The sequence below is a fragment of the Arthrobacter sp. PAMC25564 genome, assembly GCF_004798705.1.
Classification (GTDB): Bacteria; Actinomycetota; Actinomycetes; order Actinomycetales; family Micrococcaceae; genus Arthrobacter.
Genome location: NZ_CP039290.1, coordinates 1,820,547 through 1,846,006, shown reverse-complemented (window position 1 = coordinate 1,846,006; position 25,460 = coordinate 1,820,547). Strand labels below are relative to the sequence as shown.

The following is a 25,460-nucleotide window of genomic DNA, read 5'->3' as shown; positions in this document are numbered from 1 at the left end:
CTAGAGCTCCTGGGCAAAGTGGACGGCCAGTCGGCGGAAGACCAACTGTCCGAAGAAGAGGACGGCCAAGGAAACGAGCAGTGCCACCGGCAGCCAAAGCGACAGCAGGCCCGGCGGCAGATCCACCATCCCCACCTGGTCGGCCTTCAATGTGGGGTACCAGAACGCCCAGTGGAAAATTTCCACGGCAACCGTCATCGGGTTGGCCTGGTACACGGCAAACCATGGTCCCAGCGCGTCCCGCGCCATGGTCCAGATATAGAGCACCGGGGAGGCCCAGGTGACCACCATGAGGATCATGTCCACGATGTTTTCCGAATCACGGAAATAGACGTTGATAGCCCCGAAGAGCAGTCCAAGGCCTGTGCCAAGGATGGCCACCACAATGAAGGCCGCGATGACGGCGAGCAGCTGAACCAGCGAGGGCGCCCATCCCACAACGAGGCAGGCCCCGACCAGGATCAACACCTGTGGCAGGAAATGCGCCGCCGAAACCCACACTGTGGAAACGGGAAAGAGTTCCCGCGGCAGGTAGATTTTGCGGATCAGGTCCCGGTTGTCCACGATGGAGCGGGTGGCGTTGCCGAGCGTCTCGGTAAAGAAATTGATCATGACAATGCCGGAGAACAGGTAAATGGCGTAGTTGGGGGTCGCCCGTTGCAGGTTGAGGAAAATGCCCAGCGCCACGAAGTAGATCATGAACTGCATCAGCGGCTTCACATAGGACCAAAGCAGCCCCAGCACCGATCCGCGGTAGCGGACTTTGATCTCCTTGCGGACCAGCAGCTTGAGCAGGAACCGGTTGGAATAGACATCCAGCAGGCCACGGCCACCGCCGGGCGTGGTCAGCTGATTGTTCACCGTTGCCATCTAGCCCGCGTCCTTGGAGTTTGCCTCGAAGGTCTTCTTCCAGGCATCGATCGAGCTGATCTCCCCCACAGCGTTCCGGTACTGCTCAGCAAGGGTGTCCCACTCACGGAACAGCCGAAGATGCAGCCGGGTCGCTTCGGTCAACATCGACTTCAGTTTCTTCGGGTCCCGCTGATACCACGATGCGCCTGTGCCCTCGGCGTTCGAGACCAACACGCTGTCGTAGTGGGCCACCCTGAACCACCGGTTGTCCCGGTGGGCCAGGTAACCCTGCGGCCTTTCGGCGCTGTCGGGTCCCGGGGCCTTGATCAACTGCCGCGCAACGGTTTTGATACCCCAGGGAATCAGTTCCTTCTTGCTGGGCATGCCGACGACGGTCCCGCCCATTGGTCCCCTCCCCAGCTTCGGTGCCGGGAAGTCGTCAACGTCTTCCTTCAGCTGTGCATCGGGATAGTCAGATTTGAGGGCGTTGATCTCCGGCAGCTTGGTCGCCAGGATGTTGTGCAGGCCGTCCGGGCCCTTCAGGATGTCCTTCAGTGCCTCGATGCGGCCGTGCTCGGTAAAGTACTGCATCGACACGAGGTGCTTGACGTCCGACTGAACGGATTCGCGCAGCACCCGGCCGCCCTTCGGGTACGGGCTGTGGATCAGCGTGGCGATCAGCCTGTTGCGTTCGTGGAAGTAGGCCTGCCAGCCGACCAGGTCGTCCTTGTCGATCCAGGACACATGCCACACGGCCGCGCCCGGAAGGGACACAGTGGCGAAGCCGGCTTCACGGGCGCGCAGCCCATACTCGGCGTCGTCCCATTTAATGAAGAGCGGAAGCGATAACCCGATTTCCTGGATCACCTTCGTGGGGATCAGGCACATCCACCAGCCGTTGTAGTCCACGTCCACCCGGCGGTGCAGCCAGGCGGTCTGGCGCAGGTTGGCGATGCCGAAATCGTGCCGCACCTCCATGTCCGCATGGGGAAGGGCCGGCACGAACCTGTACGGGTCAACGACCTCGCCGAAGGTGTGCAGGATGCTTCGGTTGTAGAGGTCGAACATGTGGCCGCCGACGATCGTCGGCTTGCGGCAGTGATCGGCGAACGTCAGGAGCCGGACGATGCTTTCGGGTTCGACGACGATGTCGTCGTCGAGCAGCAGGGCGTAGTCGCTGCCGTTCTCGACCGCCTCGTACATGCCCCGGGCGAAGCCGCCGGAACCGCCGAGGTTGGCCTGGTTGATGATCCGGAGCTTGCCGCCGAGGGCGTCCCGGACGGCAGCGAAGCCTTCCTGATCCTCGACCTTCTGCGTTCCCTGGTCCACGATCAGGATTTCCTTCACGTTTTCAAGGACGTCCTGGTTTTCGGCCAGGATGCGGGCGTTGTTCAGGCAGAAATCCGGCTTGTTCATCGTCGTGATTTCGAGGGTGACCTGGCCCGCGCGGTCCGTCCCGCCGGTGGCTTCCCACTGGCCGTTCTCCAAAACGAGGTCTCCCGAACTGGCGGCCAGGTCGAACCAGTACCAGCCGCCGTCGCCGAAGGGTTTCAGGGAAAGGTCGAACACGGAAGTGGAGGCACCATCAACGTGCCTGCCGTCAACGCGCTGAACAGACCCGCGGGCGTTCGATTTGTAGACAGTGACCGCGCCGGTGCCGCTCGTGCTGACAACCAGCCGGACGTCGCGGACGGACGTCCACCGCCGCCAGTAGCTCGCCGGGAAGGCATTGAAGTAGGTGCCGAACGAGATCTGCTCGCCGGAGCGCACCCTCATGGAATGCCTCGTGAGAAGGTCCTCGAAGTGGGCTTCACGGCTGCCCGAACTGAACATCTGAAGCTTCTCTTCCGGATGCTTCGGGGTGCGCGCCAGTTCGTCGTTTTCCCGCAAGCGGATGCCGTTGGCGCTTCCGGCGTCTACATACAGCGGAACGGTGTCTGTTTGATCTGCCGACGGCAGAATGACCCGCTGGATTGTTTTCCAGCCGGGTGATGCTTCAGCGCCGCTCATGCGTCGACTCCCCCGCTTTCGATCGTGGCGCCGCTTTCGAAATGCGGCCGGATCTTGTTCTCGAACATGGTCAGGGCGGAGCCGATGGCCATGTGCATGTCGAGGTACTTGTAAGTGCCCAGCCGTCCGCCGAAGAGGACGTCCTGCTCGGCGGCCGCGAGGTCACGGTACTTCAGCAGGCGTTCGCGGTCTGCGGAGGTGTTGATCGGGTAGTAAGGCTCGTCACCTTTTTCCGCGGCGCGGGAGAACTCCCGCATGATGACGGTCTTCTCCGTCTGGTAGTCGCGCTCCGGGTGGAAATGGCGCGGCTCGATGATCCGGGTGTAAGGAACATCGGCGTCGTTGTAGTTCACAACGGACGTCCCCTGGAAATCCCCGACGTCGAGTACTTCTTCTTCGAAGTCGATGGTGCGCCAGGAGAGGCCGCCCTCGGCGTAGTCGAAGTAACGGTCCACCGGGCCGGTGTAGATGACGGGGATCGTGCCGACGACCCGGTCCTTGCTGTACTCGTGTGAGTCATCGAAGAAGTCTGTGTTGAGCCGGACTTCGATGTTGGGGTGGTCCGCCATCTTCTCGATCCAGGCGGTGTAGCCCTCGGTCGGGAGGCCCTCGTACTTGTCATTGAAGTACCGGTTGTCGTAGTTGTAGCGCACCGGGAGCCGGGAGATGATGCCGGCGGGCAGGTCCTTGGGATCCGTCTGCCACTGCTTGCCGGTGTAGTGCTTGATGAACGCCTCGTAGAGCGGCCGACCGATCAGCTGGATGCCCTTGTCATTGAGGTTCTGCGGGTCGGTGCCGGCAAGCTCACCGGCCTGTTCCTTGATCAGGTCCTGGGCCTGGCCGGGTGTGAGGTTTGCCCGGAAAAACTGGTTGATCGTCGCCAGGTTGATCGGCAAGGAGTAAACCTCGCCCTTGTGCACGCCGTAGACCTTGTGGACGTAGTTGGTGAACGTGGTAAAGCGGTTCACGTATTCCCAGACACGTTCGTTCGAGGTGTGGAAGAGGTGGGCACCGTAGCGGTGGACCTCGATGCCGGTCTGCTCTTCCTTTTCGCTGTATGCGTTGCCGCCGATATGGTGCCGGCGGTCCATCACGACGACCTTCAAGTCCAGCTCAGTGGCGGCCTGTTCTGCGATTGTCAGGCCGAAAAAGCCCGACCCTACGATGACGAGGTCAGCGGTCACAAAATCTCCTGGTTCGAATGTGGGCAGCCCAATGTTGTGCATCGTCTGCTGCTCTAGCCTACCGAGGGGTATGCCGGAGCTACGAATCGCGCCGCCCCGGCGGTGCACCGCCGCTATCCACATGGCCGGATTTCCGAGGGACCGTTTCCCGTCGCCGCCCCTACCGTGGGAGGTACGTGAGACGTAGCGGGCGGCGCTGGAAAGGAGTTCCCCGATGATGCTCCACTGCACCCTGGTGCCGGCGCCCGGTTCTGCGCTGAGCCGGGAACCGGTCGAGCTCGCCGTCGACCTCCCGGCCGCCTGCCCCGGCGCGGTCCTGCAGGAAGCAGTGTCCCGGCGCTACGGAACCGGCGAACTCTCCGTCGACGGGTACCGCCTGGCCGCCCTGACTCCCGGCAAAGCGCCGCTCGTCCACGGAGCCGTCCTGATCGACGGACAGCCCTCGAAGCCCCGGGCCGAGGCCCGGCGCCCGGCAGCCGCTGCGCTGGTACTCGCCGTACACAGCGGACCCGGCGCCGGCACAACCATCGGCTTGCGCCGCGGGCGATTCGGAATCGGGCGCGGCGGGACGGACATCACCATCCCGGACGCTGAGCTTTCCCGCGAACACGCCCGGCTGGAGGTCTCGGATTCTTCGGTCAGCATCGTGGACCTGAACAGCGCCAACGGAACCACCGTCGACGGCCGGAAAGTCCGGGAGGCTGCAGTGACAACCGGCTCGGTGATCCGCTGCGGAAACTCGACGATGTCGCTCATCTTCGACCGCGGGGCCACGCCTTCCGGCGCCCCCGCCGCGCCGGCAGCGGCGGGATCCGGCGTCGCCGAGCCCCTTATTGTCCGCAACACTGCGGCCAACGGCACCCGGACTGCCCTGGTCCTGGCCGCGGGACTGCCGCTGGCCATTGGTGTCGGGCTGGCCCTCCTGACGGGGATGTGGATGTTTCTGGCCTTCACCGCTGTCTCCGCGGTGTCTGTCCTGGTGTCAATCGCCTCCGGCCGCCGGCAGCGCCGCGAACTGGCAGCCGCCCTCGCCACAGCGGTGCACCAGGACGAGGAACGGCGACGGCGGTCCGCACCGTCCGCCGCTGACCTTGCCCTCAGCGGCGCATCCGACGGCCAGCGGCAGACGGCAACCGGATCGGGACCCGTGTGGCTGCGGATCGGGTTGGCCGAACAAGAAGCAAACGTCCGGCTGGAACCCGCGGATCCCGGCTTCCGGGCGCCCTCACTCGGCCTGATGCCCGTGACGCTGGACCCGTCCGTGTGCCTCACCACCATCCGTGGCCCGGACGCCGCGGTGGCCGGGCTGGTCCGCTCGTTGCTCATGCAGCTCGCCGGCTATCCGCTCGCCCGGTGCACCCGGGTCCTCATTCACGGCTCGCCTGCGTCGGTACCATGTGCTTCCCGGTTCCTGCCCCGCGTCACACTGTCATGCCACGCGGCGGCCACGGGTGCCATCCTGGCTGCGGGTCCCGGCCAAGGCTGCGACCACGGGCTGCTGATCATCCTGGGCGGAACCAGGGAAGGACCGGCACCCGGCCCTGCACCAGGGACAGTGTCCGCACCCGGGGCCGGGGCGGCCAACCGACGGGATGAACCCGGGGGGATATCCATGCTGCGGTCCTTGGCCGCCAGCCAGGGCTGGCAGGTGATCGACTGTTCAGCCGGAGCACATCCAGCGGGCAGCATAGGAATTGTGCTCGGCGGCCGCACGGCCCGGCTGACAACCGGTTCCCGACAGCTCACCTTCATTCCCGATCTGGTGCCGCTTCACGTCTTCGACCGTTACTGCCGAAGGATCGGGGGCACGGAGCCTTCCACGGAATCCGCTCCCCCGGCCATCCCCGCCTTCTGCGCCTTGGGCGATCTCCTGCCGCTCTCGCCGGCGGACATTTCCCGGCGCTGGTCCCGCTCCGGGCCCATGCCGGGGCTACCTGTTCCTGTCGGCACCGGCGGCTCAGGTCCCCTGCTGATGGACCTCCAGGCGGACGGTCCCCATTTCCTGGTTGCCGGCACCACGGGCTCCGGGAAATCGGAATTCCTTCGTACTCTCGCGGCAGGGCTCGCCGCCAGCTACCCGCCGGACCGCATCAACCTGCTGTTCATCGACTTCAAGGGCGGCTCCGGCCTTGGACCACTGACCGGGCTGCCGCACTGCGTCGGGATGCTGACGGACCTGGGGACGGGTGAGGTGGAACGTACTTTGGTGTCCTTGCGGGCCGAAGTGCTGCGCAGGGAGGAAGTACTCGCCGCCGCGCAGGCCCCTGATCTCACCTCGTACGAAGGCCTGGATCCTCCGTTGCCTGCCCTGCCCCATCTGGTCCTGGTCATTGACGAATTCAGGATGCTCGTAGAGGAAGCGCCGGGAGCGCTATCCGAGCTCATGAGAATAGCGGCCATCGGCCGGTCCCTGGGGATCCACCTCATCATGGCCACCCAGCGGCCACAGGGCTCCATTACCGCCGATATCCGGGCCAATGTGACCAGCTGCGTCGCCCTGAGAGTCCAGTCCGACATGGAATCCATTGACGTCATGAATTCCAGGCTCGCGGCAGCCATCCCCATAGCCAGTCCCGGTCGTGCCTTCCTGGTCCGCGGAACCGAAGCACCGGAGCCGTTCCAGACGGCTACGCTCACCCCCGCGAAGCCAGGGGTGGCCGCGGGCACGGTGAGCGTTTTCACAGTCAGGGAATTCCTCGAGCAAATACCGGCATACGCCGTGGGCGACGCGGACGAGGCCGGTACCGGTGAGCTGGCCTCTCTGGTTCCGGCGCAGGCAGCCGCACCCCTTGTCGGAGAGATTGCGCGCCTGTGGGCAGCGCTGGGCGGCGTTCCGCCCCGCCGTCCGGTGGCCGCGCCGCTCCCGGTATCGTTGCCGTTTCCCACTGCTGGCTCCCTGGACGAGGGCCAGTTCCCGGATACACCCTCCGTCCAGCCAGGACCGGGGGCCACAGTCAGGCTCGGGCGGGTGGACTTCCCGGAACAGCAGCGCGTCGCCGAGCTGCGGTGGCGTCCCGCCGACCACGGACACCTTGGCCTGATCGGGGGCATGGCGGGAGCCGGCGATGGCGCCCTGGCGTTGGCGGTGGACCAGCTGCTGGCCGATGAGCATGAGAGCCACCTTTATCTCCTGGATGCCTCCGGCGCCTGCGGCCCCGCAGCGGCCTCGGGGCGCGCCGGAGCTGTTGCCGGCCTGCACGAGCTGCGTCGGGCCGTGAGGGTATTGGAACGTGTTGCAGAGGAAGTGATCCGGAGACTGGGCGCCCCCTCAGCTGGCGGCTCACCGCCCCTGGTGCTGGTCATCAGCGGCTGGGGGTCGTGGGCATCCGCGTTCCGGTCCGGTCCCCTGGCCTGGGCCGAAGACCTTCTCCAGGACATTGTCCGCGACGGTCCGAAGGCCGGAATCACCGTGCTGGTCTCCGGCGAGCGCGAGCTGGTGACCGCACGGTTCTTCGCCGCCATCCCAAACCGGGTCTTCTTCCCTTCCGGTTCCACCGAGGAGAGCCGGCTTGCCTGGCCGCGGCTTCCCGTGCTGGAGCCGGTTCCCGGCCGTGTGGTCGTCTTCGGCGCCTTCGTGGCGGGCCCCGCATCCGGCGGCCACATCGGCAGGCTCTATGAACGGCCTTCGCCTGCCCACGGGCGCATGCCCGGCGCGCCCCCGCGGAGGAGCCCGTTCCTGGTCGAAGCACTTCCCCTGCGTGTCTCTGTCACCGAGGTCCTGGCCCGGTTCGGCCCCGGTGCCCCCGGCCCGGGATCGCTGTGCGTCGGGGTCGGCGGAGACGAACTCCTGCCCTCTGCTGTTGCCCTCCCGGCCGGCGGCGTGCTGGCCGTCCTCGGAGGTCCCGCTTCCGGCAAGAGCACCTTGCTGGCGGCCCTTCCGGCCCTCAATCCGTCCGTCGGCAGCTGGCTGGCGCCCGGCACAGGAACCGATCCTGAACAGTATTGGGCGGATCTGCATGCCGATGCCTTGGCCGGTGCGGTAGACCGGGCAGCGATCCTCCTGGCCGACGATATCGACCTGCAGACAGCAGAAACCAACAGCCGCCTGTACGAGCTGAACGGCCTCGGCTGGACGGTGATCATGACGGCGGCATTTGGTGCGGCCCTTCAGCAGCGGGTGCCCCTTGTCCTCCCTGCCCGCACACTGGGAAGGGGACTCCTGGTGTGTCCCCGCAGCCTCATGGACGGGGACCTTTTCGGAGTACGGTTCGAACTGGAGCACAACCCTCCCCCGGGGCGCGCCGTCGTTATCTCCGACGGACGGGCAGCAGCGGCCCAGCTGGCATCACCGGACGCGCCGGCCGCCCCGGCAACGAAGGGACTGCGATGACGCCGTTACAGGGCAGGCGGTGCGCCGCCGGCCCTGGACGCGAAGGCGATGACGCCTTTGTCGAACAGCAGCACGATCGCGGCGGCTGCCGGCACCAGCATGGCCAGCCCGGCCAGCGGGTACCCGCCGGTCAGCGTCGGGAAGCCGATCGTGAGGGCGAAAATCTGTGCCACGAGCGCGCCGGCCCGGGGCCAGCGGTAGCCGCGGAAGAGGAAGCGGGCCACGGCGAAGAGCCAGGTGGAAAACGCCAGCAGCAGCCCCAGGGTGAAAACAGCGCCCCAGAACGAAAGCACCGGGGCGGCCGTCAGAAGCTGGACTCCGTACCAGCCCGCCGCCGCCAGCAGTGCGGTTGCCTCGAGCGCAACAACTATTGAAACGATCAGGACTCCGGCCGGCCTCGCGGCCCCGGCGGCCGGGACACCGCCGGATTCTGCCGCGGACCCGCCTTCGGGCACTCCGGCGGGCGCACCGGGGGAATTATCAGCGGGATCGGAGGGGTTCACCGGGGGTCTTGACACATTGGCACCCTACCGGACATAGTCGACTAAATGTGCGGACGCCGCCATCCAATGTGATGCATCGCTCACGATCCCACGGCATTTTGCAGCCAAATACCCCTTGTTTACACAGCGTTAACATGACAGGCTTAATGCAGATGACCAAGGGGGCCCCAAAGGGCCCTTTTCTTATGAAGCCTTTAGTGAATAATTTCACAAGGCTATTTAATGCGTTCCCACGAAATGGAGTGACTGATCAGCATGGATTGGCGTAACCGCGCAGCGTGCCTTGACAAGGACCCGGAGCTGTTCTTTCCCGTAGGAAACACCGGTCCTGCGCTCCTGCAGATCGAAGAAGCAAAAAGCGTCTGCCGGCGCTGCCCCGTTGTGGATACCTGCCTCCAGTGGGCCCTCGAATCCGGCCAGGACGCCGGGGTCTGGGGCGGCATGAGCGAGGACGAGCGCCGTGCGCTCAAGCGCCGGGCCGCACGGGCCCGCCGCGCCTCCTGATTTTCCGCCCCGGCCAGCACCCGCCGTCGGGAAAGACGCCCGTTCGGGCAACAGGCAGTAATGGCCGCAGACCTTCGGGTCCGCGGCCATTGCCCGTTAAAGCACCCGGACCGGGGATGCGTTCAGCGCGGGGTCAGGCTCAGGACAATCTGGACCGCGGTGCCGCTGCCCTCCCGGGCTTTCCACTGGATGCTCCCGCCCAGCTCACTGGTCACAAGCGTGCGGACAATCTGCAGGCCCAGCCCCTCCGCGTAGGGCGTTTCGGGGAGCCCGACGCCGTCGTCCTCCACCGTCACGGTCAGTAGCTCCTCCCCGTCTTCACTTTCGGAGCGGTCGGCGATCAGCCAGACCGTCCCGGTCCGCCCTTCCAGGCCGTGTTCGACGGCGTTGGTCACCAGTTCGTTGATGACCAGGGCGAGCGGGGTCGCGAAGTCGCTCGGCAGTTCACCGAACAGCCCCGAGCGCTGCGTCTTGACCTGCTGCGACGGCGAGGCAACTTCGGCCGAGAGCCGGAACTGCCGGCCGATGAGTTCATCGAAATCAACGCTCTGGGTCAGCCCTTGGGACAGCGTCTCGTGCACCAGCGCGATGGTCGCCACCCGCCGCATGGCCTGCTCAAGCCCCTGTTTCGCCTCGTCGCTGACCATCCGGCGCGACTGCATCCGCAACAGGGCCGCCACCGTCTGCAGGTTGTTCTTGACCCGGTGGTGGATCTCGCGGATCGTGGCGTCCTTCGTGACGAGTTCCATCTCCCGGCGCCGCAGCTCGGAGACGTCGCGGCAGAGGACAAGCGCCCCAAAGCGCTGCTGTTCGTCGCGCAGCGGAATCGCGCGCAAGGAGAGACTGACCCCGCGGGATTCGATCTCGCTCCGCCACGGCATCCGCCCGGTCACCACCAATGGCAGCGTTTCGTCCACCATACGGCGGTCCTTCAGCAGCCCTGCGGTCAGCTCGGCGAGGGACCGGCCCTCGAGGGACTCGCCGTCGCCGAGGCGGCGGAAGGCAGAGACACCGTTGGGGCTGGCGTACTGGACGATCCCCTCGGCATCGAGCCTGATCAGGCCGTCGCCCACGCGGGGCGCGCCCCGGCGCGAACCCGTGGGCGACGCGAAGTCCGGCCACAGCCCGAGCGTTCCCATCCGCAACAGGTCATACGCGCACTGCCTGTAGGTCAGCTCAAGCCGTGACGGCATCCGTGAACTGGAGAGATCCATGTGGGAAGTCACGATCGCCAGTGTCCGGCCATTGCGGACCATCGGCACCGCCTCGACCCGCAGGGCCATGTCGCTGCTCCAGTTGGTCTCGTTGGAGCGCTCAATCGTGCGGCTTTCCCACGCCTTGTCGACCAGCGGTTGCAGGTCCGATCTGATCCCCTCCCCCACGAAGTCGGCATGGAACACGGTATGCGTGGTGGAGGGTCGCACGTGGGCGAGCGCCACGTAACCAAGCTCAGGATGCGGGAACCACAACGCCAGATCGGCGAAGGCAAGGTCGGCGACCATCTGCCAGTCGCCGACCAGCAGGTGCAGCCACTCGGCATCCCCCGGCCCGAAATCAGCATGCTCCCTGATAGGGTCCGTAAAGATTGCCACAGCACCTCCATGTGAGACGCGGCGGGCAGCGGGAGGCCGCCCCTAGCGTCGAACGATTGACCTCAAGAGCCTCAATGCTACCGACAGCGAGGCCATGTCATCCGACTGGAGCGCATTGACCTCGTCGAACATGCTCTTGGCGCGGTCCAGTTGCTCGAGGTTCTGGCCTTCCCAGGCCACCAGCCGTTCTTCCGCAGGTGTCCCCGGAGGTGTCGACTCCAGCACCGCCGTCGTCATGTCCGAGATGGTCGAGTACAGGTCGTCGCGCAGGGCCGCGCGGGCCAGCGCCTGCCAGCGGTCCCTCCTGGGCAGCTTCGTGATCCGTTCGAGCAGGGAATCGGCGTGGAAGCGGTTGAACACCGTGTAGTACACGTGGGCAATCTCTTCGACAGGCTCGGGACTGACGTGCACGATCTTGGCGATATCCAGGAGCACGAAGCTCTCGAACAGCTCCGCCCACCGGTGTGCCAGGTCTTCCGGCAGTTCCCAGCCCCGCGCCTTCTCAAGCCACGCGGCCACCCGGTCACGGTCGTCGCCGCGCAGGTAGTCCAGCAGCCTGGCCCGCATCGGGTCCATCAGCGGCTTGAACTCCGCAACCGTCTCGGCGATCGGACGGGAGGTGTTGCCCTGGCTGAGGAGCCAGCGGACCGCTCGGTCCAGGAGCCGGCGGATATCCAGGTGGACGGTGCTCCAGTGTTCGGTCGGGAACGACGCCGGCAGTTCGTTGAGTTCTGCCACCATGATGTCCAGCTCGTACACCTTGCGGAGCGCCACGAAGGCCTTGGCGACGGCGGCCTCGGTGGCCGATGTCTCCTCCATGGCCCGGAACGCGAAGGTGATGCCGCCGAGGTTGATCATGTCGTTGGCAACGATCGTCGCGATGATTTCGCGGCGCAGCGGGTGGCTGTCCAGTTCGGCGTCGAACCGTTCCCGCAGCTGCTTCGGGAAGTAGGCCCGGAGCGTCGCCTTGAACCACGGGTCCTCGGCGAGGTCGCTGTCCCGCAGCGCGGTGGCCAGCTCGATCTTGGAGTACGCCGCCAGGACCGAGAGTTCCGGGGCCGTCAGCCCCTGGCCCTGGTCCAGTCGTTCCCGCAGCGTTTCCGTGGTGGGCAGCGCCTCCAGGTCCCGCTTGAGGTCGGCCGACTTTTCCAGCCAGTCCATCAGCCGTTCGTAGCTGGGGCTCCATTCGGACACGCGCATCCGGTCGTTGAGCAGCAGGATGTTCTGGTCGATGTTGTCCTCGAGCACCAGCCGGCCGACCTCCTCGGTCATCGATGCCAGGAACTGCGCGCGTTCGGCCGGGTCCAGCTTGCCCGCCGCCACCATCCGGTCCACGAAGATCTTGATGTTGACCTCATGGTCGGAGCAGTCGACACCGGCCGAGTTGTCGATGGCATCGGTGTTCAGGATGACGCCCTGCAGTGCGGCCTCGATGCGTCCGCGCTGGGTCATGCCCAGGTTTCCGCCCTCGCCGATGACCTTGACGCGGAGCTGGCGCCCGTCGACGCGGATGGAGTCGTTGGCCTTGTCGCCGACCTCGGCGTTGGTCTCGGTGCTCGCCTTCACATAGGTGCCAATGCCGCCGTTGTAGAGCAGATCCGCCGGGGCCAGCAGAATCGCGCGCAGCAGTTCGGGCGGGCTCAGCTGGGTTGTGCCGTCCGGCAGGCCCAGCGCAGCCCGTACCTCGCCCGAGATCGGGATGACCTTCGCCTGGCGCGGGAACACGCCGCCGCCCGGGCTGATCAATGACTTGTTGTAGTCATCCCAGGAGGACCTGGGCAGCTCGAAAAGCCGCTGGCGCTCCGCGAAGGAAACAGCCTCGTCCGGGGTGGGATCGAGGAAGATGTGCCGGTGGTCGAACGCGGCCAGCAGGCGGATATGCCGGGAGAGCAGCATGCCGTTGCCGAAGACGTCGCCGGACATATCGCCGACGCCGACCACGGTGAACGGTTCGGACTGCGTGTCGAGGTCCAGCTCGCTGAAGTGGCGCTTGACCGATTCCCAGGCGCCGCGTGCGGTGATGCCCATGGCCTTGTGGTCGTAGCCCACCGAACCCCCGGAGGCGAAGGCGTCCCCGAGCCAGAAGCCGTACTCCCCGGCAAGCCCGTTGGCGATGTCGGAGAAGGACGCCGTGCCCTTGTCGGCCGCTACGACGAGGTAGGTATCGTCGTCGTCGTGCCGGACGACGTCGGCCGGCGGCACCACGGTCTCGCCCTCCGGCGTCGTGACGAGGTTGTCGGTGATGTCCAGGAGCCCGCGGATGAAGGTCTTGTAGCTCTCGATGCCCTCGGCCATCCAGGCGGTGCGGTCCGATGCCGGGTCCGGGAGCTGCTTCGCGAAGAATCCGCCCTTGGCCCCGGTGGGGACGATCACGGCGTTCTTGACCGTCTGCGCCTTGACGAGGCCGAGGATTTCGGTCCGGAAATCCTCACGCCGGTCCGACCAGCGCAGCCCGCCGCGGGCCACCTTGCCGAAGCGCAGGTGCACGCCTTCGACCCGGGGTGCGTAGACCCAGATCTCGAACTTGGGCCTCGGGAAGGGCAGCCCCTCGATGGCGGCGGGGTTGAGCTTGAAGCTGAGGTGGGTCTTGTTCTGGAAGTAGTTGGTGCGCGTCGTGGCCTGGATCAGGTTCCTGAAGGTGCGCAGCACCCGGTCGGCGTCGAGGGTGGCGACCTGTTCGATGGCGGCGTCCAGTCCGGCGCCGACCTCATCCTGCCGGAGCTGGCGCCCGGCGTCGTCGAGCGAGGGATCGAAGCGTGCCGCAAACAGGGCCGTCAGCGCCCGGGTCACGTCCGGGTTCGCCAGCAGGGTGTCCGACATGAACTCGAAGGAGTTGGTGTTTCCCATCTGGCGCATGTACTTGGCGTAGGCGCGCAGCACAATCACCTGGCGCCAGTGCATCCCCTCGCGCAGCACGAGCCGGTCGAAGCTGTCCGATTCCACCACACCGGACACTGCCGCCCCGAAGGAATCAGCGAGCAGCCGGCCGGTCGTCCGCGGGTCAACCCCTGCCGGGTATTTCAGGCCGAGATCATAAAGGAAGAAGTCACGGTGGTCCGCCGTTTCGATCTCAAACGGACGCTCGTCGAGGACCTCAAGCCCGAGGTTGTGGAAGAACGGCAGGATCTGGCTCAGGCTCTTGGGCTCCAGCATGTAGAGCTTGACGCGCGCGTCCTCCTCCAGCGTCGCGCCGGCGCCTTCCGGAAGGTAGACGTGGACGCCTGGTTCCGCCTTGATGCCTTCCCCGGCCCGTTCGGCCGCCGCCCCGTATTTCTCGAAGCGGGCGATGTCTTCCAGCGCGTCCTCGACCTCGTAATCGACGCGGTAACCGGCAGGGAAGGCATCGGCCCAGAGGGCAGCGAGTTCCTTGGCGCCCTCTGCACCGTCGTTCTCGGACCTGGCCCGCAGGACTTCGGTGATGCCCTCAGGCCAGGAGCGTGCCGCGCGGACCAGCCGCTTTTCCAGCTCCGCGCTGTTGACGTTGCTGACGTCGGCGTTCTTGGGCAGCCGGATCCGGAAGAAGAGCCGGGCCAGCGCGGATTCTGTCATCCGTGCCTCGTAGTCGATCGAGACCGCGTCGAATGTTTCCCGCAGCTCCTGCTCGATGCGCAGCCGCACATTCGTGGTGTAACGGTCGCGGGGAAGATAAACGACGGCGGACATGAACCGGCCGTAAATATCCGGCCGGAGGAACAACCGGGTCCGGCGGCGTTCCTGCAGCCGCTGGATGCCCGTCGCCGTGGCCGCGAGATCGGGAATCTCGATCTGGAACAGCTCATCGCGGGGGTATGTCTCAAGGATCCCCAGCAGGTCCTTGCCCGAGTGTGAATCCGGCGGGAAGCCGGCGCCGTTCAGCACGGCGGCGACCTTTTCGCGGACCACCGGGATGGCCCGGACGGAGCCGGCGTAGGCACTCGTGGCGAACAGGCCAATGAACCGGCGCTCGCCGTTGACGTTGCCCGCGGCGTCGAAGCTCTTGACTCCGATGTAGTCCAGGTACGCCGAACGGTGCACGGTGGAGCGGGAGTTGGCCTTCGTGATCACGAGGGCACGCTTCTCGCGGGCCTTCTTCCGGCCGGCCGCGGTGAGGTGCTGGATCTGGTGCGGGGTGTCGGCGCCGCCGCGGAGCAGGCCCAGGCCGCTGTCATCCCGGGGTTCCAGCACATCCTCGCCGGCTACGTTCATGAGGTCGTATTCGCGGTATCCGAGGAAGGTGAAGTTGCCATCATCCATCCAGCGCAACAGCTCCTGGGCCTGGCGCAGTTCGGTGATCTGGGCCGGGTTGGACACCTTGTCCAGGTCCGCGGCGATCTCGAGTGCCTTGCTGCGCATCCTGGGCCAGTCCTCGACGGCGGCGCGGACGTCACCCAGCACCCGCCCGATGCCTTCAACCAGGCGGGCGCGCTTTTCCTCGTCCACGCGGGCGATTTCGACGGCGATCCAGGACTCCATGTGGGAGGCGTTGTCGCCCTGGGCGATCAGGTGGGAGAGGTTAGGCATCGCCGCAGTGTCTCCGCTGGAGATGCCCAGATGGGAGGGCACGCGCGAGACCTTGACCAGGTCGCCGCTCGCACGGTTGCGCATGACCACGAACAGCGGGTGCAGTACCAGGTGGATCGGCGCCTTCTGCCGGACCAGTTCCGCGTTGACCGAGTCGACCAGGAAAGGCATGTCATCAGTGACGACGTACAGGACGCTGCAGTCGGCCTCATCGATGACGGAGATATTGGCGATTCCCGGGAGCCGCCTGGCGGCGAGCCGGCGGTGGGTGTCGGCCCTTGCGGCCAGGACCTCATGGGCATAGCCCCGGGAATCCTCTTCCGGGAGGTGCTCATAGTAATCCGCGAGGTAGCCCTCACCGGCACCGATCGAAACGGGTTGATCCTCCACACTGGACCCAGACGACATCGACAAACGCCTCCATAAAGCAGTTCGGGGCCGCCTCGTTGCGGCCTTTACGTCGACCCTAACCCTTTGCCCGGCGCTTTGCTGTGGAAGTAAAGACAGAGGATTTGCGATTCCGCTGTGCAGGTGCACAAACCAGATTTGCGATGGCTTTCCGAAGTCCCGATTCCGGGGCTGTCTCCAGCAGCAGTGAGCCGGACAGCAGCGCGGCGTCGCTCGCGGCAGGGTCCGCCGGCAGGAACGCCGACAGCGCCGGCCCGGGGCCGTAGCGTTCCCAGGCGTCCGTCAGTTGCCGCTCCGGGGAGCGGCCCACGGCGGCGGCCCGGACCTTGTTCATCACGACTATCGGGGACACCTGCGGGACCGCGGTTTCCAGCTCGGCCAGTCCCCGGACCAGCCTCGGCACGCCGACGGAATCGGCTGATCCCACGGCAAAAACGGTATCCGCCAGCTCCAGGCTCCTCAGCGTCGCGGCATTCCGGCGCGGCGCCATGGTGTCAAAACTCAGTTCCTCGTCGGCCTCAAGGCAGAAACCGGTGTCCACCACCGTCACCTCGGCGATCTCCCGCGCCCGCTCCAGCACCAGGGAGAGCGCGGCGGCCCGGAGTTCCGTCCACCGGTCCGCCCGGGTGATGCCGGTGAGCACCCGGAACGTCCCCGATTTTGTCGCCACGGGAGTAGCGATCCTGAGCAAGGCCTCGCCGTCGAGCAGCCCCTGGTCCGCCAGCCGGCAGGCCTGGGCCACCCCGGCTGCCTCATCCAGCAGCCCCAGCATGGCGGCCACGCTGGCGCCATAGCTGTCGGCATCGACCAGGAGCACGGATTTGCCCTCGGCCGCCAGTTCCCCGGCGATGTTCGCCGCCACCAGGGTCCTGCCCGGCGAACCCGCAGGGCCCCACACCGCAATGATCTGTCCCTTTCCTGAGGTACCCGGCACGGCGCCCGGGCCGCCGGGAGTCTGCAGTCGGGCCCCGTCGTCCGGAAAGGCACTGTCGGCGGCCGGCCGCGGCCGGAGCCCGGCGCCGGTGAGCTGCGCGACGGCCGCCGAGATCCGGGCGGCAAGGGCTCCGGCATCGACCCCCGGCGGCTCGGTCCCCACGCCGATCCCACGGAGCCTGGCCATCTCCGCGGGGTTGTCCGTCAGGGCCAGGACAACAACGCCGACGGCGGACAACCGGTCAACCAGCGACGCGGTCAGTTCCCGGCTGCCGTCCGCCACAACAGCGGCGCGGGCCAGCCCGCTCTGGCAGGCTGCGAGCAGTTCGGCAAGTTCGCTGCACCTGCGGACGACGGACACCGGGCCGTGGAGCCGTTCCAGTCCGCCGACCAGGTCCTCGCGGGTGCGCCCGACCGTCACCACTGGGATGCTCATCGCGACGCACCGCCCGGATTCCAGACGACGGAGATCTTGGCCTTGTTGGCCTGCGCTCCGAGCAGTTTCGGCATCTGATCGTCCTGAACGAGCACCATCACAACGGTGGACCGGGATGACCCCAGGGCCGTGCTGCCCTGGGTGAGCTGCGCGACCTCTGCCCCCGGCAGCAGCAGCGTGGGCTGGCCGAAGCCGTTCCTGGTATCCGGCAGGGCGACCCAGACATCCACCCGCGAGCCTGGCACGGCCTGGGCCGGCAGGCTCTCCTCGACCGTGACGGCCACGGGTTTGCGGTCCAGTGCGTCGGGCTGTCCCAGGCTTTCGCGCGGCAGCAGCTGGTCCTTGCCGATCCGTTGGACGGCGACCAGCCCCCCGCCCACTCCGGTCTCCGGCGTCAGATAGTGCTCCTCGACGTCACCAAGGCGGACCTTGACCCGGTGCAGCTTGTCCGTAGTCAGCTTCTCGCCGACGGCGATCGGCTCACGCGCCGCATAGGCCTCCGTGGTCTGGTCCGCGGCGCCCACCAGCGCAACGACGCCGGCGACCGAGGCGAGTACGAGCAGGATCCCGATGAGGAGCCGGGGGTCTTTCCATGATGGCTTCTTCAGCCGGGCACCCGCTGCCGCCGTCGTGCCTACGCTCATGCGTCCTGCTCCCCCTGTAGTCGCCCTCCGGCCCGTGCGGGCCGGACTCCATCATTGTTGCTTCCAGCCGGGCCGTACGGAAGATGCGGGAGGAAGATCCGGGAGCAAACAGCCGCAAACTGTGGATAACCGCACCGTGCCACGTCAACGGTGGCAAAATGGTGTCATGCCCCGATTCCTGACACTCGCAGACGTTGCCGAGCAGCTCCAGATCAACTCCCCTGCTGCCTATGCGCTGGTCCGCAGCGGAGAGCTCAAGGCTATCCAGGTGGGCGGACGCGGCCAGTGGCGCGTTGAGGAGACCATGCTGGAGCAGTACATCCAGGAGCGCTATGCCGAGGCCAGCCGGATGATCGAAGAGGCCAAGTCCAAATCTGTCTGAGCGGATGGCACCGTCGCGCACCCGCGCCTGACGCCTCGGATTCCCCCCTGACGCCGGCCTGAGAAGCCGGCCCGAGCGGAGAGCTACGGCTGGCTGTCCGGGCCCCGGGCGGACCTGAGACCCGCAAGGGCTGCGAACGGGATGGTCGCCGTCTGGCGGACGTTCGCGGCACGGCGGTCCTCACCGGCCTGCGTCACGGCAAAGTCCAGGAAGTCCCGCCCGACGCGGTCGATCACCCCGTGGAGCACCGACTCCCCCGGTCCCCGCACCACCAGGACGGTCAGGCTCGCCCGGTCCCGTGCCAGGGCACGCAACGAACTGGCAAGGCCGAGCCGTTGCCGGACCGCGGACGGCTCCGTCACGGCGAGCCGGGAAAGCCCGGAATAGCGCACCGCCGCCGCGTGGGGTATGAGGACCTGGTGTCGCGGCTCGTCGAGCACCAGCGACTGGCTTCCGACATAGCTCAGGACCCCCTCGAAGCTGGTTCCGGACGCGAGGTGGATCCCGATCCGGAGGCCCAACGACCCGCGGAGCCGGTCCCCCAGTTCCACTCCCGCCGCGTCCGCCCGCGCCCGCTCCGCCACGTCCGCGTCAAAATCCAGCCGCTCACCGGCGGCCAGCTGTGCCTCCATATCGCCAAAAAGGTCGTCCCAACGCATGGCGCCAGCGTAGGCGCGGGTGCCGGGACGGTCAATCCACACCGCGCTTCCCTCCCTAGACAAAACCCCAATAATGCGATCAAACTGTCTCTAAGTTCATCCAACAACATCAAATGACATCAAACCAGGTGTCGAGGCGGATGGTTCACGATATTGGAGGCAGTCATGGTCCCTACTGAATCCCTGAAAGGCGGGCCTGCGCGCCTCCTGCGCGCGGATGCGGCCATGGCTGCCGTGATCCTGCTGCTGGGTTTCTTCCTTGCAGGCACGGGAAACAGCCTCGTTCAGCGCTGGCGGTCCTCGTCCGCACGGCAGCAGTCCGTGACATTCGAAGACCAGCTCGGAATCCTGGCCAACACAGCCGGCCTGATCGTCATCACGTGGTGGGTGATGTCCCTGCTGATCGCCTTCGCTGCGGCCCTGTTGGAGCGCGGGGGACGGACCCGGGCCGCCGAAGCCGCCGGTAAGTTCAGCCCCGGCTTCATGCGGCGCCTCGCCCTGGCCGCCGTCGGATTCCAGCTCATCACCGCCCAGCTTGCCAGCGCAGCAACCCCGCCCGCGGTGCCCGGCACCGGCCCGTCCCCCCGGACCGCCGTTTCCGCGGCCTGGACACCGACGTCGGGCGCGTCCTTCGCGGAAGGACCGGATCCTGCGGCCACCGTCCCGGCAACCTCGGCACCGGAGCCCCCGTCCCGCACCACCGTGCCGGTGGCGGACCCGCAATGGAAACCGCTGCGCCCGCTCGTGGAGCCCGGCCCGCTCGCTTCCCCCCAACTGCGGCCGCAGGAGCCCGCAGCGGCCCTCCGGGATATCACCGTCCGTGCGGGGGATTCGCTCTGGAGCCTTGCAGCCGCGGAACTGGGACCGTTCGCCTCCGACGTCGACATCGCCGTCGAGTGGCCCCGGCTGTACCAGGCCAACCGGCCGGCCATCGGCGAAAACCCCGATGTGCTCCTGCCTGGCCAGGTCCTGCGGCTCCCGCCCGGCACCTGACAGCGCCCGCCCGCCGTCACCCCAAGCCGCCGCGGCGCGACGAAGCAGCAACACGACCTGCATCAGAACCCACAACCACGCAGAGGAAGCATCATGAGCGCAATGACCGGGATCCCCGCAGCCGCGGCCGTCCCCGTTTCACCAGCCTCCGAATCAGCAGTCCCGGCCGCCCGCCTGCGCGTGGTTGATGAGAGCCGCGAGATCTGCGCCATCTCCCGCAGCACCGTCCAGGCCGCGATAGAAGTCCTGGCCGGCACCCGGCCGGTGCAGCAGCTGGCCCGACGGCTGGACGAGCGGTGCCTTGCGGCCCTGCAGCACCGGGCCGCATTGACGCGCAGGATGGCCTCCGGAAGCTCGCCAACGGCGGGACGGCTGCACCGGAATCCCTGCGTCCGCTCGGTCCGGGCCTGCCAGGTCTCGCCGGACGTGTACGAGGCAAGCGCCGTCGTGGTCGACGAACTGCGGGTCCGGGCGGTCGCCCTGCGGCTTGAGCGCAGCAGGCTGGCCTGGCGCATCACCGTACTGGAGATCGGCTAAGGAGGCCCCTGATCAAAGGAGGACCGGAACAAGGTGTTCCGGCCCTCCGTCAATGTTGCCGCCTGGGACCAGCAGTCAGCGGCGGCTCAGCGCCGCTTCTTCCTGGCACTTCGGCGCGGGGATTCCTGCGCTGCCGCCTTGGCCGGATTTCCGGAGCGTCCCGAGGCCTTGGCCTCGATGCGGGTCTCGGCGGAGCCGTCCTCACCGGGGGCGCTGTACTGCAGCTGGGCGGGCTTGTCGGGGGCTTCGAGCCCGGAGGCGTGGATCTGCGGCTCATGGTGTTCGGTGTGCTGGCCCGCAGCATCCGCCACGACCACGTCCTCCGCCGGGGTCACCTCGACCTCCAGGTTGAACAGGAAGCCGACGCTTTCCTCGCGGATGGCTTCCATCATGGCCTGGAACATGATGAAGCCCTCGCGCTGGTACTCCACCAGCGGATCCCGCTGGGCCATGGCGCGCAGGCCGATGCCCTCCTTGAGGTAGTCCATCTCATAGAGGTGTTCCTGCCATTTACGTCCGATCACCGACAGGACGACCCGGCGCTCGAGTTCGCGCATGCTCTCGGATCCGATGGTTTCTTCGCGGGCCTGGTAGACCAGGCGGGCATCGGAAAGGATCTCCTCCTTGAGGAACTCCACGGTGATCCGTGACTTTCCGCCGGCCTCGTCGATCACGTCGCGGGGCGTGAAGCTCACCGGATAAAGGGTCTTGAGATTGGACCACAGCAGGTTGAAGTCCCAGTCGTCGCCGGTGCCCTCCGCGGTGGCTTCGTCGATGAAGGCATTGATGGTGTCTTCCAGGAAGAACTGGACCTTCTCGTGCAGGTCGTCGCCTTCGAGGATGCGGCGGCGGTCCCCGTAAATGGCTTCACGCTGGCGGTTCAGGACGTCGTCGTACTTGAGCACGTTCTTGCGCTGTTCGGCGTTGCGGCCCTCGACCTGCCCCTGTGCCGAGGCGATGGCGCGGGAGACGAGCTTGGATTCGAGGGCGACGTCGTCCGGCACCGAGCTGTTCATCAGCCGCTCCGCGGCGCCGGAGTTGAACAGGCGCATCAGGTCGTCGGTCAGGGACAGGTAGAACCGTGACTCGCCCGGGTCGCCCTGGCGCCCGGAACGTCCCCGGAGCTGGTTGTCGATGCGGCGCGACTCATGGCGTTCGGTGCCGAGCACGTAGAGGCCGCCGAGGTTGAGGACTTCCTCGTGTTCCTCCTTGACGGACTGCTTCGCGGCCTCGAAGGCGGCGGGCCACGCGGCCTCGTACTCGACCGAGTTTTCCTCCGGGTCCAGACCGCGCTTCGCGAGTTCTGCGACGGCGGTGAATTCGGCGTTTCCGCCGAGCATGATGTCGGTACCGCGGCCCGCCATGTTGGTGGCGACAGTCACCGCGCCCTTGCGGCCGGCCTGGGCCACGATCGCGGCTTCACGGGCGTGGTTCTTGGCGTTCAGGACCTCGTGCCGAACACCCTCCTTGGCCAGCAGCCGGGAGAGGTATTCGCTTTTCTCCACGCTGGTGGTGCCGACGAGGACCGGCTGGCCCTTCTCATGCCGTTCGGCAATGTCCTTGACCACGGCCTCGAACTTTACCGCCTCGTTCTTGTAGACGAGGTCCGACTGGTCGATCCGCTGCATGTCCTTGTTGGTGGGGATGGCGACGACGCCGAGCTTGTAGGTGCTCATGAACTCGGCGGCTTCGGTCTCGGCGGTACCGGTCATGCCCGCAAGCTTTTTGTACATGCGGAAGTAGTTCTGCAGCGTCACGGTGGCGAGGGTCTGGTTCTCGGCCTTGATCTCAACACCTTCTTTGGCCTCGATGGCCTGGTGCATGCCCTCGTTGTAGCGCCGGCCGGCGAGGATGCGGCCCGTGTGCTCGTCCACGATCAGCACTTCGCCGTCCAGGATGACGTAGTCCTTGTCCCGCTTGAACAGTTCCTTGGCCTTGATGGCGTTGTTCAGGAAGCCGATCAGCGGGGTGTTGGCGGACTCATACAGGTTGTGGATGCCGAGGTAGTCCTCGATCTTTTCGATGCCGGCCTCGAGCACGCCGACGGTGCGCTTCTTCTCGTCGACCTCGTAGTCGGTATCCGGATTCAGGCGCATGACCACCTTGGCGAATTCGCTGTACCAGCGGTTCGTGTCACCCTGCGCGGGTCCGGAAATGATGAGCGGGGTACGGGCCTCATCGATGAGGATTGAGTCCACCTCATCAACGATGGCGAAGTGGTGGCCGCGCTGGACGAGCTCTGACTTGTCCCACGCCATGTTGTCGCGCAGGTAGTCGAAGCCGAATTCGTTGTTGGTCCCGTAGGTGATGTCCGCGGCGTACTGTTCGCGGCGGAAGGTGGGATCCTGGTTGGACAGGATGCAACCGCTGCTCAACCCCAGGAAGCGGTAGACGCGGCCCATCAGGTCGGACTGGTATTCGGCGAGGTAGTCATTGACGGTAATGACGTGCACGCCTTTGCCGGCGAGGGCATTGAGGTAGGCCGGAGCAGTGGCCACGAGGGTCTTTCCTTCACCGGTCTTCATCTCGGCAATATTTCCCAGGTGCAGCGCGGCGCCACCCATCAGCTGGACGTCGAAGTGGCGCAGGCCGAGGGTGCGGGAGGAGGCTTCGCGGACGGCGGCGAACGCCTCGGGCAGGAGATCGTCCAGCTTCTCCCCGTCCACGTGCCGCTCGCGGAGACGGTCGGTCTCTTCGCGCAGCTCGGCATCGGTGAAGGTCTTAAAGGAGGCTTCGAGGGCATTAATGGAATCGGCATAGTTCCGCAGTTGCCTTAGGGTTTTTTTATCCCCCGTGCGGAGAAGTTTTTCGATAAGTGATGCCACGTGAAGTTGCTCCCAGTCTCAAGCTGCCGAATTCTGGCGTGTTCAGTCTACGGGAGAGACACCGGGCCGGTGGCGCCTGTTCCCTCAGAGCGGATACGCCGCCTTAGCCCCGGAGACGGCCTCCGCGAGCGCCTCCGCCAGGTCCCCCGCCGGGCAGACAACAACCCCGTCCAGTTCCAGCCACTCTGCCATGAGCTGCAGTTCCGCGGCGAGTTCGACGGCGGTGTCGGCCGGCGCGCCGGGCTCGGCATGGGCGGCCCTGGCCAGCAGGCGTCCGCCGGCACGGTCGGCCTTGAGGTCCACCCTGGCAACGATCCCGTCCCGCAGCAGGAACGGCAGCACGTAGTATCCGAAGCGGCGCTTCGGTTCCGGGGTGTAGATCTCGATCCGGTAGTGGAACCCGAACAGGTCCTCGAGCCGCCGGCGTTCAAAGACCAGGGAGTCGAAGGGGCTCAGCAGTGCCCGCCCGGTGGCCGTGCGCGGGAGCTTCGCCCCGATGTGCCGGTACAGCGGCTTGTTCCAGCCTGGAACTGTGACCGGCTGGAGCCTGCCGGCCGCGACGAGTCGTTCCACAGATACGGCGGCTGCCCGCAGCGGTGTTCGGAAGTAGTCCGCGAAGCAGCGCACGGTCCCGATCCCGTGGGCCTGCGCGGCGGCGTCAATCAGCCGGTCCATGGCCGCAGCCGGATCCGGCTCCACGCCGTCCAGCGCCAGGGCCGTGCCGGGGAGCAGCCTTCCGGGCAGGACCCTGGCGGTCAGGGTGTAGCGGCGTTCGAAGGATCCGGTCCGGGAGTCCGCGGAGACGAGCCCTTCCTCGAAGAGGTGTTCCAGGACCCGCTTGACGGCGTTCCAGTTCCAGCCCCAGCTGGCCCGCTGCCGGTTCTCCACATGTCCCAGCGCGGCCGTCAGTTCCGCGGCCGTCATCGGCCTGCCGGCTGCGAGGGCGTCCAGCACCCCGGCGGTGACGGCGTCCCGCAGCGCGGGGTCCATCGCGGAAGCGCCGACCCATTTCCGGTTCTGCCACAGCACGAGGTCCTGGAAATGGTCCGGCCGGATGAAGCTGGCCTCGTGCGCCCAGTACTCCATCATCCGGCGCGGATGGGTCGCTGCCATCCGGTGCAGGATGCTGCGGTCGTAGTTTCCCAGCCGGGAGAAGAACGGCAGGTAGTGGCTCCTGGAAAGCACATTGACGGAGTCGATCTGGACCAGATGCAGCCGGGCAAACGTACGGCCCACCGCCCGTGCGCTCACGGGTCCGGCGGGCCGTACCTTGTCCAATCCCTGGGCTGCCAATGCGATCCGCCGTGCCTGGTTGAGGCTCAGCGATGCGTGCATGTCAGTTCCTTCGTCGGAAGAGCCTCCACCGGCCTAGGTGGTGGCAGGTGCGTCCTCGGAACGGTAGGCGAGGATCTTCTCTTCCAGCGGAGCCTGCCCCGGTTCGCATGTCTGGTCCAGGGAGATTACCCCGTAGGTCCAGCCCTCGCGGCGGTAGACCACGGAGGGTGCTTTGGTGTCCTTGTCCACGAAAAGGTAGAAGTCGTGACCGACCAGCTCCATGTTGTCGACGGCGTCGTCCAGCGACAGGGACGCGGCCGGAAAAACCTTGCGGCGGATCAATACCGGCGAGTCTCCGGCCGGGATGTCGTTCTCGACGTCATAGGGGGATTTCTCTGCCGCCGGCGCCTGGGGTTCCTCCGCGCGGCCCACCTCGACGTACAGGGGCTCGGTGGGGCTTGCCGGCTCGAGGGTTGCCGTCGCCTCGGTGACGGACTTGGGGGTGTGCCGGCCGTGATGGACCTTGCTGCGGTCCTTGGCCCTGCGCAGGCGTTCAAGAAGTTTGTTGTAGGCGAGATCGAAGGCGGCGAACTTGTCGGCGGCGCTGGCTTCGGCCCGGATTACGGGGCCGCGACCCAAGACAGTGAGTTCAACCGTGAGCATCTCGTCGGCCTGCCGGGCCTTGGTCTCCTTGGAGACCTTCGCGTCCACCCGCTGGACCTTGTCCCCCAGCGAGGCGATCTTCGAGATCTTGTCGTCGGCGTACTCGCGGAAGCGGTCTGAGACCGTCAAATTACGTCCGCTGATCATGAACTCCATGGTGCCCTCCAAATGACTTCGGTGACACGACGGGGGCACTTCCCGGGGCCGATCTGACTGGCAGTCGAGCCCCT

At 66.5% G+C, this 25,460-nt stretch carries 17 protein-coding genes; 5 read left to right on the top strand and 12 right to left on the bottom strand.

What is annotated here, in order from left to right; genetic code table 11:
- From E5206_RS08420 to glf, 3 genes are read right to left on the bottom strand one after another with little or no spacing between them, the layout of a single operon-like run.
- Window positions 1-870 (bottom strand): ABC transporter permease, encoded by an 870-nt coding sequence (locus tag E5206_RS08420; RefSeq protein WP_136322089.1) that lies wholly within the window; start codon window positions 868-870, stop codon window positions 1-3.
- The gene (locus tag E5206_RS08415; protein WP_136322088.1) at window positions 871-2,862 is read right to left on the bottom strand and encodes a glycosyltransferase; all 1,992 of its coding nucleotides are present in this window, start codon (window positions 2,860-2,862) and stop codon (window positions 871-873) included.
- Entirely contained in the window at window positions 2,859-4,046 is a 1,188-nt protein-coding gene (gene glf, locus E5206_RS08410; protein ID WP_136322087.1) for a UDP-galactopyranose mutase, read from the bottom strand. Before glf ends, E5206_RS08415 begins: the two co-directional genes overlap by 4 nt.
- A 214-nt stretch (window positions 4,047-4,260) precedes the next feature.
- Here glf and E5206_RS08405 point away from each other — a divergent pair, with 214 nt between their 5' ends.
- Window positions 4,261-8,376, top strand: coding sequence for an FtsK/SpoIIIE domain-containing protein (locus E5206_RS08405; RefSeq protein WP_136322086.1), 4,116 nt, complete (start codon window positions 4,261-4,263; stop codon window positions 8,374-8,376).
- A gap of 5 nt (window positions 8,377-8,381) precedes the next feature.
- Here the strand turns inward: E5206_RS08405 and E5206_RS08400 are convergent, their stop codons facing one another.
- Window positions 8,382-8,894, bottom strand: coding sequence for a hypothetical protein (locus E5206_RS08400; protein WP_136322085.1), 513 nt, complete (start codon window positions 8,892-8,894; stop codon window positions 8,382-8,384).
- A gap of 240 nt (window positions 8,895-9,134) precedes the next feature.
- On the opposite strand from E5206_RS08400, the gene E5206_RS08395 reads away from it, so the two are divergent.
- Complete coding sequence (locus E5206_RS08395) at window positions 9,135-9,383, top strand: WhiB family transcriptional regulator (RefSeq protein WP_003804966.1); 249 nt, start codon at window positions 9,135-9,137, stop codon at window positions 9,381-9,383.
- Window positions 9,384-9,505: 122 nt separating this feature from the next.
- Here E5206_RS08395 and E5206_RS08390 read toward each other — a convergent pair whose 3' ends face one another.
- From E5206_RS08390 to E5206_RS08375, 4 genes are read right to left on the bottom strand one after another with little or no spacing between them, the layout of a single operon-like run.
- Window positions 9,506-10,975 carry a PAS domain-containing sensor histidine kinase gene (locus E5206_RS08390; protein WP_136322084.1) on the bottom strand — a complete coding sequence of 490 codons (1,470 nt, stop codon included), beginning with the start codon at window positions 10,973-10,975 and terminating at the stop codon, window positions 9,506-9,508.
- A 42-nt stretch (window positions 10,976-11,017) separates the two neighbouring features.
- Window positions 11,018-15,883, bottom strand: a complete 4,866-nt coding sequence (locus tag E5206_RS08385; protein WP_136322083.1) for an NAD-glutamate dehydrogenase — start codon at window positions 15,881-15,883, stop codon at window positions 11,018-11,020.
- A 58-nt stretch (window positions 15,884-15,941) separates the two neighbouring features.
- Window positions 15,942-17,252 (bottom strand): P-loop NTPase, encoded by a 1,311-nt coding sequence (locus E5206_RS08380; RefSeq protein ID WP_136322082.1) that lies wholly within the window; start codon window positions 17,250-17,252, stop codon window positions 15,942-15,944.
- A complete protein-coding gene (locus tag E5206_RS08375) occupies window positions 17,249-17,896 on the bottom strand; it encodes a hypothetical protein (RefSeq protein WP_136322081.1) in 648 nt (215 codons plus the stop codon). Before E5206_RS08375 ends, E5206_RS08380 begins: the two co-directional genes overlap by 4 nt.
- Before the next feature lie 166 nt (window positions 17,897-18,062).
- Here E5206_RS08375 and E5206_RS08370 point away from each other — a divergent pair, with 166 nt between their 5' ends.
- Entirely contained in the window at window positions 18,063-18,278 is a 216-nt protein-coding gene (locus E5206_RS08370) for a helix-turn-helix domain-containing protein (RefSeq protein ID WP_136322080.1), read from the top strand.
- 83 nt (window positions 18,279-18,361) lie between these two features.
- Here E5206_RS08370 and E5206_RS08365 read toward each other — a convergent pair whose 3' ends face one another.
- Entirely contained in the window at window positions 18,362-18,937 is a 576-nt protein-coding gene (locus E5206_RS08365; protein WP_136322079.1) for a hypothetical protein, read from the bottom strand.
- Between the two features lie 165 nt (window positions 18,938-19,102).
- Between E5206_RS08365 and E5206_RS08360 the strand changes: the two genes are divergently transcribed.
- Complete coding sequence (locus E5206_RS08360) at window positions 19,103-19,930, top strand: LysM peptidoglycan-binding domain-containing protein (RefSeq protein ID WP_136322078.1); 828 nt, start codon at window positions 19,103-19,105, stop codon at window positions 19,928-19,930.
- Between the two features lie 93 nt (window positions 19,931-20,023).
- Window positions 20,024-20,467 (top strand): Rv3235 family protein, encoded by a 444-nt coding sequence (locus E5206_RS08355; protein WP_136322077.1) that lies wholly within the window; start codon window positions 20,024-20,026, stop codon window positions 20,465-20,467.
- Between the two features lie 86 nt (window positions 20,468-20,553).
- On the opposite strand, the gene secA is transcribed toward E5206_RS08355, so the two are convergent.
- From secA to raiA, 3 genes are all read right to left on the bottom strand, one after another.
- A complete protein-coding gene (gene secA, locus E5206_RS08350; RefSeq protein WP_136322076.1) occupies window positions 20,554-23,292 on the bottom strand; it encodes a preprotein translocase subunit SecA in 2,739 nt (912 codons plus the stop codon).
- An 84-nt stretch (window positions 23,293-23,376) separates the two neighbouring features.
- Window positions 23,377-24,627, bottom strand: a complete 1,251-nt coding sequence (locus E5206_RS08345; protein ID WP_136322075.1) for a crosslink repair DNA glycosylase YcaQ family protein — start codon at window positions 24,625-24,627, stop codon at window positions 23,377-23,379.
- A 33-nt stretch (window positions 24,628-24,660) separates the two neighbouring features.
- Window positions 24,661-25,386, bottom strand: a complete 726-nt coding sequence (raiA, locus tag E5206_RS08340; RefSeq protein ID WP_136322074.1) for a ribosome-associated translation inhibitor RaiA — start codon at window positions 25,384-25,386, stop codon at window positions 24,661-24,663.
- Window positions 25,387-25,460 lie beyond the last annotated feature (74 nt).